General features: G+C 50.6%; 13 protein-coding genes and 1 pseudogene. 4 read left to right on the plus strand and 10 right to left on the minus strand.

From position 1 onward, the window contains the following. Window positions 1-325 (plus strand): annotated as a pseudogene (locus tag Q0R17_RS02890) (hypothetical protein); the annotation flags it as partial. Window positions 326-604: 279 nt separating this feature from the next. On the opposite strand, the gene Q0R17_RS02895 reads toward Q0R17_RS02890, so the two are convergent. From Q0R17_RS02895 to Q0R17_RS02910, 4 genes are all read right to left on the minus strand, one after another. Beyond that, on the minus strand, window positions 605-955 hold the full coding sequence (locus Q0R17_RS02895; RefSeq protein WP_293931967.1) for a 5-carboxymethyl-2-hydroxymuconate Delta-isomerase: 351 nt from the start codon (window positions 953-955) through the stop codon (window positions 605-607). Window positions 956-1,012: 57 nt separating this feature from the next. Continuing rightward, window positions 1,013-1,870 (minus strand): mechanosensitive ion channel family protein, encoded by an 858-nt coding sequence (locus tag Q0R17_RS02900; protein ID WP_293931969.1) that lies wholly within the window; start codon window positions 1,868-1,870, stop codon window positions 1,013-1,015. A gap of 110 nt (window positions 1,871-1,980) precedes the next feature. After that, window positions 1,981-3,378, minus strand: coding sequence for an aspartate aminotransferase family protein (locus tag Q0R17_RS02905; protein WP_293931970.1), 1,398 nt, complete (start codon window positions 3,376-3,378; stop codon window positions 1,981-1,983). Window positions 3,379-3,868: 490 nt separating this feature from the next. After that, complete coding sequence (locus Q0R17_RS02910; protein ID WP_293931972.1) at window positions 3,869-5,197, minus strand: glutamine synthetase family protein; 1,329 nt, start codon at window positions 5,195-5,197, stop codon at window positions 3,869-3,871. Between the two features lie 140 nt (window positions 5,198-5,337). Here Q0R17_RS02910 and Q0R17_RS02915 point away from each other — a divergent pair, with 140 nt between their 5' ends. After that, window positions 5,338-6,114 carry a type 1 glutamine amidotransferase gene (locus Q0R17_RS02915; RefSeq protein ID WP_293931973.1) on the plus strand — a complete coding sequence of 259 codons (777 nt, stop codon included), beginning with the start codon at window positions 5,338-5,340 and terminating at the stop codon, window positions 6,112-6,114. A gap of 22 nt (window positions 6,115-6,136) precedes the next feature. On the opposite strand, the gene Q0R17_RS02920 is transcribed toward Q0R17_RS02915, so the two are convergent. Beyond that, complete coding sequence (locus tag Q0R17_RS02920; RefSeq protein WP_293931974.1) at window positions 6,137-6,892, minus strand: gamma-glutamyl-gamma-aminobutyrate hydrolase family protein; 756 nt, start codon at window positions 6,890-6,892, stop codon at window positions 6,137-6,139. Between the two features lie 441 nt (window positions 6,893-7,333). Here Q0R17_RS02920 and Q0R17_RS02925 point away from each other — a divergent pair, with 441 nt between their 5' ends. Continuing rightward, window positions 7,334-7,879 carry a cupin domain-containing protein gene (locus Q0R17_RS02925; protein ID WP_293931976.1) on the plus strand — a complete coding sequence of 182 codons (546 nt, stop codon included), beginning with the start codon at window positions 7,334-7,336 and terminating at the stop codon, window positions 7,877-7,879. Here the strand turns inward: Q0R17_RS02925 and thrH are convergent. The 3 genes from thrH to Q0R17_RS02940 form a co-directional block, all read right to left on the minus strand. Next, window positions 7,876-8,499 carry a bifunctional phosphoserine phosphatase/homoserine phosphotransferase ThrH gene (gene thrH / locus Q0R17_RS02930; RefSeq protein WP_293931978.1) on the minus strand — a complete coding sequence of 208 codons (624 nt, stop codon included), beginning with the start codon at window positions 8,497-8,499 and terminating at the stop codon, window positions 7,876-7,878. The two genes, Q0R17_RS02925 and thrH, sit on opposite strands and share 4 nt — an antisense overlap. Before the next feature lie 81 nt (window positions 8,500-8,580). Continuing rightward, a complete protein-coding gene (locus Q0R17_RS02935) occupies window positions 8,581-9,198 on the minus strand; it encodes a LysE family translocator (RefSeq protein WP_293931980.1) in 618 nt (205 codons plus the stop codon). Between the two features lie 17 nt (window positions 9,199-9,215). Then, window positions 9,216-9,998: a 2OG-Fe dioxygenase family protein gene (locus Q0R17_RS02940; protein ID WP_293931982.1), complete on the minus strand. Its 783-nt coding sequence runs from the start codon at window positions 9,996-9,998 to the stop codon at window positions 9,216-9,218. Window positions 9,999-10,138: 140 nt separating this feature from the next. Between Q0R17_RS02940 and Q0R17_RS02945 the strand changes: the two genes are divergently transcribed. Then, window positions 10,139-11,041 (plus strand): LysR substrate-binding domain-containing protein, encoded by a 903-nt coding sequence (locus Q0R17_RS02945; RefSeq protein WP_293931984.1) that lies wholly within the window; start codon window positions 10,139-10,141, stop codon window positions 11,039-11,041. Window positions 11,042-11,247: 206 nt separating this feature from the next. On the opposite strand, the gene arcC is transcribed toward Q0R17_RS02945, so the two are convergent. Together arcC and Q0R17_RS02955 are read right to left on the minus strand one after the other, a co-directional pair. Next, a complete protein-coding gene (arcC, locus tag Q0R17_RS02950; protein ID WP_293931986.1) occupies window positions 11,248-12,177 on the minus strand; it encodes a carbamate kinase in 930 nt (309 codons plus the stop codon). A gap of 561 nt (window positions 12,178-12,738) precedes the next feature. After that, window positions 12,739-13,749, minus strand: coding sequence for an ornithine carbamoyltransferase (locus Q0R17_RS02955; protein WP_293931988.1), 1,011 nt, complete (start codon window positions 13,747-13,749; stop codon window positions 12,739-12,741). Between the last annotated feature and the right edge of the window lie 347 nt (window positions 13,750-14,096).

Consider the following 14,096-nt stretch of genomic DNA (forward strand, 5'->3'; position numbering starts at 1 on the left):
AGGCGGCATTCTTAAATATCTGGAAACAGTAAAACAGGAAGAAACCAAGTGGAATGGCGACTGCTTTGTGTTTGATAACCGCGTCACCGTTCGCCACGATTTAAGCGAAGGCGATTTCGACCTCTGCCACGCCTGCCGCCAACCGGTGTCGGTGGAAGAGCGACTATCACCGCATTACGTCGCTGGGATTAGCTGCCCGCACTGCTGGAATTCGCTCAGCGAAAAAACCAGAAATGGCGCGCGCGAGCGGCAAAAACAGATCGAACTGGCCAAAAAACGCAATCAGCCTAATCCGCTTGGCCGAGTAATAAAGAAGGGTGAATAAAGATCTGGCCGTGATTTGATCGTTATTTTGGGATTTACTTCGAGTCCCTCCCTAAATAGATCATGCAATTTGGGTATTTCACCAGTCCTATTAACGTAAGCAATATGCCATTCGTAGGGCGGGTGAAACCCGCGTTTTTTCAATGTCGCTCGCGGGTTTCACCCGCCCTACGATGTTTCAAGGCTTGCAATAAAAGGATTAAAGCTAAAGCCAGTTTGTTGATCAATATCTTGCCCTTAGCTTGCTAGGGCTGGGTATTTCCCCCACCTTATGCTTAGCTTAATTTATATCCTTTTTGCCATATGATGCGCGGTCGATATCGATAATTTCGGTGCGAATCTGAATGCTAAGCTGATTTGGATGATCAATTTGAATGGCATTGAGTAGTGCGTCTGAAAGAGATTTTTTAATTTCGGCAGAGCGGCCACTCAGCATACGCAGCTTAATATGAATAAAGGCACGGCCCTCGCCCACATTGCCTATTAAAAAGTCATCAAAGCTCATGGCGCGGCTTTGGATTTCGTCTTCAATAAAATGGCCAGATTCAATGAGCGCAGTATTTAATTGCAATAGAGCAGCTTGGGCGTTTAATGAAAGATTATTGCTGTATTCAAGATTAAGGTGGGGCATGAGCTGGCCTATATCAGGGCAGGCTAGAAACTAGCCAAACCCTGATCATATCGCTATTTATTCAATGTGCTCAAGTTGGGATGTTGCCAATGGCTTGCCGCGAGTATTCGCCGTATGTTGAATATGGTGTACCGTGCGCTGCGGAAATGGAATAGAGATTTTTGCCATATCAAAAGCCTTTTTGATGTTTTCAGTGGTATCAAAAAAGATAGGCCAGTAATGTTCACTATTAGCCCAAGCGCGTACCGTAAAATTAACCGAACTTTCGGCTAAGGATGACACCACGACCATTGGCGCTGGGTCTTGATGAATGCGGCGGTCTTTATTGAGCACCGATAAAATAACTTGGCGGGCGTGATCTATATCATCGTCGTAGCCAATACCAAATACAAAATCTACACGGCGAGTTGGCATGGCTGAATAATTGGTTAGATTGCCGTTGGCTAATGGGCCATTGGGCACCACAATTAATTTATTGTCACCGGTGCGCAAGCGTGTGGTGAAGATTTGAATTCCTTCTACCGTACCTGCTTGCCCCTGCGCTTCAATATAGTCGCCCGCTTTAAATGGCTTAAACATTAAGATTAATACCCCTCCAGCAAAATTAGAGAGGCTACCTTGTAATGCCAAGCCAATGGCCAAACTGGCCGCACCTAAAATAGCGATAAATGAAGTGGTTTCAATACCTATCATTGAAGCGGCACTAATCAGCAGCAGCGCTTTTAATGCCACATTGGCAAGGCTGCCTAAGAAGTGGCGCAAAGTGGATTCAACATTGCTGCGAGCCAGCATTTTTTCTAGTAATTGCGTGGCAATGCCAATGAGTTTCCAGCCGATAAAAAGTGTGAGCAGGGCAGAAAATAATTTTGGCGCGTAGTTGATTGCTTGTGCTTGCAGTATTTCAATCCAATTCATTCGATACTCATCTATTTGGGTGACAGTTCCTTTTAGTTTCACAGAAATGGCGCTCTATTCGAAGTGAATAAATTACGCTTTGAATAGGAAATGCTGCACACATTGTCTTGTTACCTGCCAATCTCCCGCGCATATTCATCCACGCATTGCAGTGCTAGCGCTACAAATTCGGCGGCTTGTGCACGGCTCATAATCAACGGTGGGGCGGCGATCATGCTATCGCCGGTGGCACGCATAATCAGTTTGTTTTTTAGGCAGATATCGCGGCAGCGCAGTGCCATTTTGCTGCCGTTGCTAAAGCGCTTGCGGCTGGCTTTGTCTTCTACCAAGGTGAGCGCAAAGAAAAATCCTAGGCTGCGCACATCGGACACCAGTGGGTGATTGTCGAAAGCGTCGTGCCAGAGCTGGGCGGCGTAGGGGGCGACGTCTGCGTGCATGCGCTCGATGATCTGTTCATTTTGCAGTATATGAATATTGGCGACGGCAACGGCGCAGGCCACAGGGTGGCCAGAATAAGTAAAACCGTGGTTAAAATCGCCGCCTGCTATCAGCACATCGGCCACTTTATCGTGCACAAGCACGCCGCCAATTGGGATATATCCAGAGCTTAAGCCCTTGGCGATAGTCATGAGATGTGGGCGGATGCCGTAGTGCTGGCTGCCAAACCAGGCGCCGGTGCGGCCAAAGCCGCAGATGACTTCGTCTGCAATCAGTAAAATTCCATAATGATCGCAAATGCGTTGGATTTCTGGCCAGTAAGTGGAAGGGGGGATAATAATGCCGCCCGCGCCCTGCACTGGTTCGCCAATAAAGGCGGCAACGTTTTCAATGCCTAGCTCTAGAATTTTGTCCTCTAGTGCTCTGGCGGCTTTAAGCCCGTATTCCTTGGGGCTAAGCTCGCCGCCATTGGCGAACCACCAAGGCTGCTCAATATGGGCAATACCTGGGATGGGTAAATCGCCCTGCTCGTGCATATAGTGCATGCCGCCCAAGCTGGCCCCGCCTATGGTGGAGCCGTGATAGCCGTTGATGCGGGCGATGATGGTTTTCTTGTTGGGCTGGCCGAGTGTGGCCCAGTAATGGCGCACCATGCGAATAATGGTGTCGTTGCCTTCGGAGCCTGAGTTGGTATAAAAAACGTGCTTAAAGCCATCGGGGGCGACTTGCGCCAGCAGGCTGGATAGCTCAATCACCGGTGGGTGGGTGGTTTTAAAAAAAGTATTATAGAAAGGTAGCTCCAGCATTTGCTGGTAAGCCGCATCCGCCAGCTCACGTCTGCCATAGCCAATATTGACGCACCACAGCCCGCTCATGGCATCAAAAATTTTATTTCCGTCTGAGTCATATAAATAAATCCCTTCGCCTCGGGTAATCACTCGCGAGCCGTGGGCATTGAGCGCGGCGGTATCCGAGAAGGGGTGGATATGGTGGGCGGCATCCAGCGCTTGGTACTCGGCGGTGCTGCGGCTAGGGCTGGAGTTGCCTGGGCTGATGGGATTCGGATTCATCGAGTGCCTCCTTGTTGCGGGGTGGGCCTGTGCCCACGTGGGTGCATTGTAGGACGGGTGAAACCCGCCGTTTAAGTAAGCCAAGTCAAAAACTGTATTTCTATTAAGTGCCTTCGGCACGTTGTATTTTGGTGCGGGCGTCCCGCTGGACCTTCCTTTCTTGCTTCGCCAAGAAACGAAGCCAAAGAAGGCGACCCCTAAAACACGAAATCCCCTCGCTGTGGACAATCGAGGTGGCGTCAATTCAACTCGCTTCGCTCAAACACGAATTGACGACTACCCCGCCCCGCTTGTTCCTCGCTCGGCGTGTTTTCAGGGGAGGGTAAAAGCCCCTTGCTGCGAGTCGTGATATAAATTTATTTTTCAGTGTTTGAATCAATTAAAAACCTAAGACTCGGCTCAACTCTAAAAGCTTTTCCTCCGTGAAACTCCGTGTTCTCTGTGTCCTCCGTGGTTCAATATTTGGGTTTTCTCGGAGCAACATCTGCCATCACACATGCAGCAGCAAATGTTTTCTTTCCCATGGGCTGATGACTCTGGCGTATTCCACGTATTCGGCTTCTTTTACTGCGCAATAGGCTTTGATAAATCGTTCTCCCAGTAGCTTGGATATTGGGGCGCAATCGCTGAGGATTTGCGTGGCGGCATCTAGCCCGCGCGGGAAGGCGAAGGGTAGGGTGTAGGCGTCGCCGGTGAGGGGTTCGCTGGGCTTTAGCTGCTCTTCAATACCTAAATAGGCGCAGGCCAGCGTGGCGGCGAGGGCCAGATAGGGATTGCAGTCCACGCCAGGTAGGCGGTTTTCTATGCGGCGGGCGGCGGGGTCAGAGTGCGGTACGCGTATGCCGCAGCTGCGGTTATCAAAGCCCCATTGCACATTGATCGGCGCGGCGTAGTAGCGGGTTAGGCGGCGGTAGCTGTTTACAAAAGGGGCAAAGAGCGCAATCACCTGCGGGAAGTATTTTTGCATGCCGGCTACCGATTGATAAAACACCTCGCTAGGTGTGCCATCGATATTTGAGAACACATTCTGGCCGCTGATGGCATCCACCACGCTCATATGGATATGCATGGCCGAGCCTGGTTCGTTTTCCATGGGTTTGGCCATAAAGGTGGCGTACATATTGTGGCGGATCGCCGCTTCCCGCACCGTGCGTTTAAATAGGAATACCTGATCGGCTAACTCTAAGGCATCGCCGTGCAGAAAGTTGATTTCCATCTGGCAAGCGCCCACTTCGTGGATCAGCGTATCGATCTGCAAGCCCTGTGCATCGCAGTAATCGTAAACATCTTCAAATAGATCGTCGTATTCATTTACTGCGTCAATCGAATACGCTTTGCGGCCGGTTTCTGGCCGACCCGTGCGGCCTAAGGGCGGCTGCAGTGGCAGATCGGGATCGCGGTTGATATCAACCAGATAAAATTCCATTTCTGGCGCAACAACCGGTTTCCAGCCTCTATCTTCATAGAGTTTGAGCACGCGGCGTAATACATAGCGGGGGGACAGCTCAACGGGGCTGCCATCAAAGTAAAAGCAATCGTGAATTACCTGCGCCACTGGGTCTTTGGCCCATGGCACGATGCGGATAGTGTTGGGGTCTGGGATCAGAATCATGTCCGGATCGGTGATCGGCGTGATGTGTTGCGCGTATTCGCCGGTCACGGTTTGCACCAGCACGGTAATAGGCAGGCGCATGCCTTCTTCTTCACTGAATTTTTCTTTGGGCACAATTTTGCCGCGGGCTATGCCGGTGAAATCGGGCGTGACACATTCCACTTCAGTGATTCGACGTTCTCGCAGCCAGTCGCTGATTAAGCTCATGCTGCCTCCCTTTTTGATTTGTTAAGACGGGGCGGGCCTACATCTTTATATAAATTTAATACTGGCCTGCTATGTTTTTACAGTTTCTTTCCTTTGGAATGCTTAGGCTTAATGCGTCGATTACGCCTAGGAGCTTGCCGGTGAAACCCATTGCCATTTGTCGTCATGAGGCCACTCAGGGGCCAGGCTATTTACAATCTTTTTTAGATAAGCACGGCGTGCCTTATCGGATTTTTGCCATTGATGCGGGGGATACACCTCCTCGTTGTGCTGCTGAATTTAGTGGTGTGGTGGTTCTGGGCTCTAATGCCGGTGTGAACGATGGCCTAGCTTGGATTAAGCGGGAAGAGGCGCTACTTAAAGATGCTTTACGGCTGGAGCGCCCCATTCTTGGCCATTGTTTTGGCGGGCAATTGCTATCCAAAAGCCTGGGGGGCAAGGTACGTCGTAATAGCGTGCCGCAAATCGGCTGGGGCAAGGTGCTGGTGACCAAGTTTGATGAGGCGCGCCACTGGCTGGGCGACAAGCGCGAGCTGGATCTGTTTCACTGGCACTTTGATACCTTTGAAGTGCCGCGCGGTGCAAAGCGGATGCTGTTTGGGTATTACTGCATGAATAAAGGCTTTGCGCTGGGCCCGCATCTGGGCTTGCAATCGCATCTGGAAGTCACTGCGCAGAGTATTCGCCAGTGGTGCGCTGAGGATAGACAGGTGTTGCAGCAGTGGCAAGCACAAAGCTCGGTGCAGAGCGAGGCGCAGATTCTGCATCGCTTGGATGAAAAAGTAGCCGTGCTGCACCAAGTTGCCGATCATGTTTACCGGCAGTGGCTGGGCGGGGTATCGGGTGCTCTGCACGCACATTTGACCAAAACACAGCGTCCACATGGTGGTGCTGGCTGGTTGGAGGCGCTGAAATAGGGGCTGGATAGGGCGCATAGGCTTACCTTTTTTTAGCGCTAAGTTGGCGCTGCGTACAAGCCGCCGCAAATCCAGTTAGCATGGCCATAGAGAGTGAATTATCTTGGAATCTCCACTCTGGGTGCCATTGCACCGCCAGTGCAAAGCGGGCGGCATGGCTAACGCTAAAGGCTTCGATCAGCCCATCGGGGGCCAGCGCTTCTATCTGCAAGCCCGCTCCTAATGTGGCAACCCCTTGATGATGTAAAGAGTTAACTCTGGCGCTAGTCTGGCCATATAACTGGTGTAGTAGCCCGCCGGTGACCAGCTCAATTTCATGCGCTGGGCCGTACATTTCATCAAGGCTGCTGCCCTGTTCACGATGATCGAGCTTGCCCGTTTGCTGATGCACGGCTTGCTCTAGTGTGCCGCCAAACGCCACATTGACTTCTTGTGCGCCTCGGCAAATACCTAAAACCGGTACACCCAACGCAACCGCCGCTCTAATCAAGGGCAGGGTGGTGGCGTCTCTTTGCGGATCATTAAAATCGTTCGCGAGCACTTGGCCTTGGTAGTGCTGTGGCTCGATATTGGATTGGCTGCCGGTGAGTAGCAGGCCATCGATGCTGCTTAAAATTTGCTCAAGCTGGCTGGCGTCCCCCAGCGCGGGGATCAGCAGCGGTAATCCGCCAGCGGCCACGGCCGCCTGAATATATTTCTCCCCCACTAGATGAAAGAAATGGCCATCTTCTTTTAAGCGCCAACGGCAGCAAGTGATTCCAATAATGGGCTGAGCCATGATACGTCTCTGCTGATATGGGGCGAGATAGTGGAGTTACAGGCTCCGCTCTGAGTACTAAGCTGGCTGGCGGGTTTTACCCCAGTCCTATCAACTTAGATCTATCTAAATTGCAAGTATTGAAACATCGTAGGGCGGGTGCAACCCGCGTTTTTTAGCATCGCTCGCGGGTTTAACCCACTCTACAAAACCAAGTCTTTGCTCTAAAGAAGGGCGCTGCGCCTTATTTTTTGTGTTGTTTGAGGCGGGTGCTTGCAGATATGCACGCATGTCACCTTATGTATTAAGACTAGCCTGTTAAATATATTTGACAAGGTGAGGCTTTGCGCTTGGGCTAAGTAAATTCCTGTAGCGCAAAAAAATGCAGCATTGGCCCGCTGGCTTATTCTTGCTGCATGACATAGTTTAAGTGGGTGTTGATTATTTTGAACGGGGCTGGCTATGGACGTTGGCGCAAGGCTAAAACGAGTGCGGCAGCGCTTTGGCTTATCGCAGCGGGAGCTGGCGAAAAGGGCTGGCGTCACCAATGCTACCGTTTCATTAATTGAGCAAAATCGGGTTAGCCCATCGATTAGCTCATTAAAAAAACTGCTGGAAGGCTTTCCGATGTCTTTGGCAGAGTTCTTTATCTTTGAGCAAGATAGTATTGTGCCTAGCTATATCTTCCCCGCTGGCGAGCAACCCAATCTGGGCAATGCCGCTTTGCAAATGCATTTGGTTGGATCTGGGTTTCAGGATCGTCATATCGGCTTATTGCGGGAGCAATACCAGCCGGGGGCGGATACCGGCAGTGAAATGCTGCAACATGAGGGGCAGGAGTGCGGTGTGCTGGTGAGCGGGCATATGGAGCTGACTATTGCTGGGCAGGTGCATCATTTACAGGCAGGGGATGGTTATTACTTTCCAAGCAATTTGCCACATCGTTTTCGAAATATCGGCGCTGGCGCTGCCGAAGTGATTAGCGCCAATACGCCGAGCTCTTTTTAATTCACCGAGCTTAATACGGCGTTATGCTCGAGGATGATGTCATCCAAAATCTCTTGGTAACTTAGCGCCACACGTAAGTCAGGTGCGGCTTGCCTTGTTTCTGCAGAGGGGCAAAATAAATAGCTCTGCGTGGCTTTGCGCAGCATGCTGAGATCATTAAATGCATCGCCTACGGCTAAGGTGCGAGCGCCCATCGCTGCAAATTCTTCGATCACTTCATGCTTACCATGAGCGCGGCTATAGCGGGCGAAGCGAATTTGGCCGTTTGGTTTGCAAACAAAGCGATGGCAGCGTAGCTCTGGCTGGCCCAGCGTATGCCATAGCGGCGTGAGCATTTCTTGAAAAGCATCAGAAACCAGTACAACGCGGTAGTGTTTTTGTAGCTGATTTATAAAATTAATCGCGCCAGGTAAGGGCGCAAGTTTGGCAATCATATGTTCAATATCGGCAATGCCTAAGCGGTTTTCATTCAAAATGCAGATGCGTTTTGAAACCAACTGTACATAGTCAGGCTCTTCACGCGTGGTAATCGCCAGCGATTTAATCCCAGTATATTGGGCAATATGTGGCCACATTTCTGGAATCAACACGCCTTCCATATCGATGCATGCAATTTTCATTTGCTTAGCCCCTTGGGATAAAAGTGTGGATGGAGTAAAGCCGGAAGATGCACTCCATCAGAGCAGAGTGCATTCTTTGGCTTAATGTGTGAGCGGTGCAAAGGCAAGCGATACACCCAGCCCAAGCAGGGCGCTACCAATGATTTTATTGAGCACACTTTGTCCATTAATCATGGCGGATCTTAAGGTTTGGTGAGAGAAAAACAGCGCCACAAGCGAAAACCAAATACCGTGCGCTAATGACATAAATAAGCCATAGCCAATTTGCTGAGTTAGCGGGGTGCTTGGGTTAACCACTTGGGTGTAGGTGCTCACCACGAAAAGCGTGGTTTTAGGGTTAAGCACATTGGTTAAAAAGCCGTTTCTTAGTGCAGATAAAGGGCTTAAAGCTGAATCAGCGCTTAAATCTATATCGAGCTTACTTTTGCTGGTAAAGGTTTTGTAGCCGATATAAATTAAGTAAATCGCCCCCGCTATTTTGATCACGGTAAACAGTGCTGGCGATTGCGAAATGATCAGCCCCACACCCAACATGGTGTACATCACATGGATTTGCACACCCAAGGCAATCCCCAGTGCGGCCAATAAACCGGCTTTGCGGCCATAGAGGTAGCTATTGCGGGTAACCATTGCAAAATCAGCGCCGGGGCTGATAACGGCCAGAATGGTGATGAGCGCGACGGCAAAAATTTCGTTCATTGGATTTATCCTTTAAATCAATCGGCAGTCGTTGGAGATTGCGTTTTGCGGCGGAAGGTAATAACCAGCACATCACGAGCAGCTAGCCGATCACTATCGAGCTGCATGATGGGGGTGACGCCATGGAAAACTTGCTCATCATTGACGAGCGCCATATCCAGCGGGTTGGTTAAAACAAACTGGTCTAAGCGGTTTTTGTTGAGGTCATAAATAGTGGTTGCGCCATTCACCATATTGGCGCGCTGCACCATCAGCATCATCACAAAATTAACGCCATCTCTATGCACGCCTTCTGGTGTGGGCAGGCCTGCTTGCTCTGCATTAGCTTCAATGCGAAATTGGTGCGCTTCAATATGCCAAGCATGCTCTGGCATCAGTTGGCCAAAAATATCGCAAGCCAAGGTGAGCAAGTTATTCATGCTGTGGCTTTGCATTACCGCATCGCTAATTGGTGCGTAGTGGCGAGCAATTCCGCCATTCAAATTGTTGTAAGTTAAACTTTGGTAATGCGGCTGGTGGGCTTCTTTTTGCCAAAGGCGGCTGGCTGCAGGGGCGCTCAGTGTGGCGTGTTTACGTTTGCGATAGCTGCCTTGGTCGGCCATATAGGTGTCTAGAGCCAGATCAGACCAGCTATTTTGAAAAGTACTCCAGTCTTGCAGTGCGGTAGCTTGCTGCTGTTGCAATAGTGATCTGACCTGCTCTGCAGGAATAAAACAGAAGTTTTTTTGAGCCATTTGCATACGAACTTGCTCTAGATCTGAATACGCTTGCTTGTCATCACGATAAGGTGTTTGCAGCATTTGAAAGCCTATTTTTCATGTGTTGATTTATTGATGGAAGTTACGCGTCAGCTATTGCATAGCTTGTTGCTATTTTGTCTATCTTGCTCGTTCAGCAAAATCGATTTATGCTCAATAAAATCAATGAGAAAAAGTCAACGATGAGTATCCGAATTCCTTCACTCAATGCTTTACGGGTATTTGAGGCCGCTGCACGGCATCTCAGCCTGATTCGTGCTTCAGAAGAGTTGTTTGTGACGCAGGGAGCGGTTAGTCGCCAGATTAAGCAGCTAGAAGAAAGCTTGGGTGTGTTGTTATTTGAGCGCCGGAACCGAGCTATTTTTCTGACCAGAGAGGGCGAGCTATTAAAAAACACTTGCCAAGAGATGCTGGCGCAATTGGCGCTTACATTGCAAAAACTCAAGGGAAATCCTTACGACAGGCCTTTGGTTGTATCGTGTGAGCCAACCATTGCCATGCGCTGGCTTATTCCTCGGCTAAGCGATTTTCATAGCCGCTACCCAGCAATTCAGCTGCATTTATTTACAGCAGGAGGCGTGGTTGATTTTCAAGGCGGGCATATTGATCTAGCGATCAGACGCAATGATTTCAACTGGGGGAAAGATTGCTATTCAGAAGAAATAGGGCAGGAAAAAGTAGGGCCGGTGTGTGTGCCAGAGCAGTTGCAAGATGGGTGCATAAACCTAGAACAGAGCAGTCTTTTGCATACCCGCACCCGAGCAAATGCTTGGGCGCGTTGGGGGGAGGAGGCGCAGCAGGCGGTAACGAGCCGCCAAAATTCATATTTTGAGCATTTTTATTTAAGCTTACAGGCGGCAAGCGCTGGCTTAGGTGTGGCGATTGCTTCGGCCTATATGATAGAAGAAGAGCTAAAAAATGGCCGCCTAGTTGCGCCATTTGGCTTAGTGCCCGATGGCTCACGGTATTTTGTTTTGTCCGCAGAGCCGTTTGCCCAAGATGAGCGGCGTTTAGTGTTTTTGGATTGGATTAGGCAGGAGTTTCAAAAATCGGATGAGGTGCTGGGGCGCTTGCTGGCGATTTAGACGCCGTAACGCTTTGCGCTACGGCATGGAAACATAGGTTCCCCCCTTTGAAAAAGGGGGGCTAGGGGGGATTTGGCACGGCATATCATTGCAAAAAGGCAGCAGTTAATGCAAAGGCAAATCCCCCTCAATCCCCCTTTTTCATAGGGGAAACAAATACATCAATCTTATGCAGATACTTATGGAAGTGAAGGGTGCAATCAATATCAACGATAGCTTAACCCTAGTGTGTGGGTTGAAACCCGTGTGCCTGCCGTGCCTTGCACAATGGCTTCAATATCACTGAGCGAGCCGATGACGGCTACTTTGCCAGTATTGCGGGCAAATTCGCAGGCGGCTTGTACCTTGGGGCCCATTGATCCGGCGGCAAAGCCTAAGCGTTCTAATTCATCGGGGTGGGCGCTGGCGATGGCTTTTTGCGTGGGCTTGCCATAGTCAATAAACGTGGCGCTGACATCGGTGGCAATCACCAGTAAATCGGCGCTTAGCTCTTCTGCCAGCAGGGCGGAGCAGAGGTCTTTGTCGATAACGGCTTCAATGCCGTGCAATTTTCCTGCCTTATCGTAGCAAGTCGGAATCCCCCCGCCACCCGCACAAATCACGATGGTGCCGTGCTCTAACAGCCATTTTACTGGGCGAAGCTCAAAAATACGTTTGGGCCTTGGGCTGGCTACCACGCGGCGAAATTTATCGCCATCTGGGGCAATAGCCCAGCCTTTTTCGGCGGCGAGCCTATCGGCGTCTTCTTTGCTGTAAATAGGGCCAATGGGCTTGGTCGGGTTTTTAAAAGCAGGGTCGGCCGCGTCGACTTCTACTTGGGTCAAAATCGTGGCAAACGGCGTTTCAACCGGCAGCAGATTGCCTAGCTCCTGCTCAATCATATAGCCAATCATGCCCTCGGTTTCGGCGCCTAATACATCCAGCGGATAGGGACTGACTTGGCTGTAGGCGGCATTTTGTAAGGCGAGTAGCCCCACTTGCGGGCCATTGCCGTGGGCGATGACTAGCTCATTATTGGGTGCAACACGGGCGATTTGTTTGACGGCGATGATGACGTTTTCACGTTGATTATCTGCACTCATGGCTTCGCCACGACGAAGCAGAGCATTGCCGCCTAGGGCGATGACGATACGCATAATGAATCCTTTATTGCGGTTTACACCGCAACTTTTAGTGCCTTCGGCACCTTGGTTTTTGAGTGGCTGTTACTGCTATACGTCTGCAAGCATTGAATCATCGTAGGGCGGGTGGAACCCGCCGTTTTTGTAGCGTTTTATGCCAATGTCTGGCGGGTTTTTTTCATTGGCGCTAAGCAAAAAAGATCTTTTTAGTGCCTTCGGCACGTCGATTTAGGAGCGGTAGCCACCGCGGGGCCTTCCTTTCTTGCTTCGCCAAGAAACGAAGCCAAGCGACAACAGCAAAGCACGAAGGCTCCTGCTGCGGTCCAATCGAGTCGGCGGCGGGCGGGATTGGCTGGATCCTTCGCTCCCAAGCGATCCCCCGACCCGCTTGTTCCTCGCTCCGGCGTGTTTCAAGGGGGCTCTAAAGCCCCTTGCGGAGAGCTGCGATGACTATTTAGATCACTGAGTTTGAAAATATTCAAAACCCTAAATGAACAGGCTTACTTCAAACCTGTTTTCCTCCGTGAACCTCCGTGGTCCAAGATTTGGGTTTTGCTATGCCCGCGTCAGGCAAAGTCAGATATCCCCCAAGGTTGAAACCAGAATGGCTTTAATGGTGTGCATGCGGTTTTCTGCTTGCTCGAAGGCGATGTTGGCTGGGGATTCGAACACTTCTTCGGTGACTTCTACGCCATTGGCGAGGAAGGGGTATTGCTCGGCGATTTGCTTGCCCATTTTGGTATCGCTGTTGTGAAAAGCGGGCAGGCAGTGCATAAATTTGGTGCGTGGATTGCCGGAGGCTTTCATCATGGCGCTGTTGACTTGGTAGGGGAGCAGCTGTTTGATCCGCTCGGCCCATGCTTCAACCGGCTCACCCATCGATACCCATACATCGGTGTGGATAAAATCGACGCCTTTTACGGCTTCTAGTGGGTCTTCGGTTAGCGTGATTTTTGCGCCGGATTCTTGTGCAAAATGGCGGCATTGTGCAACAAAATCTTCGTGGGGCCACAGCGCTTTAGGTGCGGCAACGCGCACGTCCATGCCTAGCTTTGCGCCAATTAAGAGCAGCGAATTGCCCATATTATTGCGGGCGTCGCCCAAATAGGCGTAGCTGATATCGTGCAGTGGTTTGTCGCTGTGTTCACGCATGGTGAGCACGTCGGCCAGCATTTGGGTGGGGTGATATTCGTCGGTGAGGCCATTAAACACCGGCACATCGGCAAAGGCGGCCAGCTCTTCTACAATTTCCTGACTATAGCCGCGATATTCGATGGCATCGTATAAGCGCCCCAGCACACGGGCGGTGTCTTTCATACTTTCTTTATGACCAATTTGCGATGAGCTTGGGTCGATATAGGTGACGTTTGCGCCTTGATCATAGGCTGCTACTTCAAAGGAGCAGCGGGTGCGGGTGGAGGTTTTTTCAAAAATCAGCGCTATGTTTTTGCGTTTTAGATGCTGCTGCTCGGTGCCGGTGTATTTAGCGCGTTTTAAATCCCGAGATAAATCCAGCAGATAACGTAGCTCACGGGTGGTGTGATGCATTAGGCTAAGCAGATTACGATTATGCATATTGAAGGACATGATTTTCTCCAGCAAACGAAAGAAATACAAAATGGACCAAGCGGCATCAGTAGGCCGCTGATTTCCTATGAGCAAAGCAAAAAAAGATCGTTTAAGTGCCTTCGGCACGTTGATTTAGGTGCGGGATTCCCCCGTGTGGGACTCCCTTTCTTGAACGGCCAAGAAAGGAAGCAAAGAAGGCCGCCCCAGCCAGCACGAAAGCCCCTCACTGCGGATAATCGGCTCGGCGAAAAAGGCTGCTCGGGAGCAAGCCCGCTACCCCTTTTCCGAAATCCCGAGCCGCTTATTCCTCGTGTCGCGGCTTCAAGGGGAGGGTAAAAGCCCCGTGCTACGAGCCAAGAAGAACC

This window comes from Iodobacter sp. (assembly GCF_025352645.1).
GTDB lineage: Bacteria > Pseudomonadota > Gammaproteobacteria > Burkholderiales > Chitinibacteraceae > Iodobacter.

Excerpts from the sequence above, each read along its gene's own strand:
- arcC (WP_293931986.1), bottom strand. The coding sequence starts at position 12,177 with ATGCGTATCGTCATCGCCCTAGGCGGCAATGCTCTGCTTCGTCGTGGC.
- Q0R17_RS02900 (WP_293931969.1), bottom strand. The coding sequence starts at position 1,870 with ATGAATTGGATTGAAATACTGCAAGCACAAGCAATCAACTACGCGCCA.
- Q0R17_RS02935 (WP_293931980.1), bottom strand. The coding sequence starts at position 9,198 with ATGAACGAAATTTTTGCCGTCGCGCTCATCACCATTCTGGCCGTTATC.
- Q0R17_RS02945 (WP_293931984.1), top strand. The coding sequence starts at position 10,139 with ATGAGTATCCGAATTCCTTCACTCAATGCTTTACGGGTATTTGAGGCC.
- Q0R17_RS02955 (WP_293931988.1), bottom strand. The coding sequence starts at position 13,749 with ATGTCCTTCAATATGCATAATCGTAATCTGCTTAGCCTAATGCATCAC.
- Q0R17_RS02940 (WP_293931982.1), bottom strand. The coding sequence starts at position 9,998 with ATGCTGCAAACACCTTATCGTGATGACAAGCAAGCGTATTCAGATCTA.
- Q0R17_RS02895 (WP_293931967.1), bottom strand. The coding sequence starts at position 955 with ATGCCCCACCTTAATCTTGAATACAGCAATAATCTTTCATTAAACGCC.
- thrH (WP_293931978.1), bottom strand. The coding sequence starts at position 8,499 with ATGAAAATTGCATGCATCGATATGGAAGGCGTGTTGATTCCAGAAATG.
- Q0R17_RS02925 (WP_293931976.1), top strand. The coding sequence starts at position 7,334 with ATGGACGTTGGCGCAAGGCTAAAACGAGTGCGGCAGCGCTTTGGCTTA.
- Q0R17_RS02910 (WP_293931972.1), bottom strand. The coding sequence starts at position 5,197 with ATGAGCTTAATCAGCGACTGGCTGCGAGAACGTCGAATCACTGAAGTG.
- Q0R17_RS02920 (WP_293931974.1), bottom strand. The coding sequence starts at position 6,892 with ATGGCTCAGCCCATTATTGGAATCACTTGCTGCCGTTGGCGCTTAAAA.
- Q0R17_RS02905 (WP_293931970.1), bottom strand. The coding sequence starts at position 3,378 with ATGAATCCGAATCCCATCAGCCCAGGCAACTCCAGCCCTAGCCGCAGC.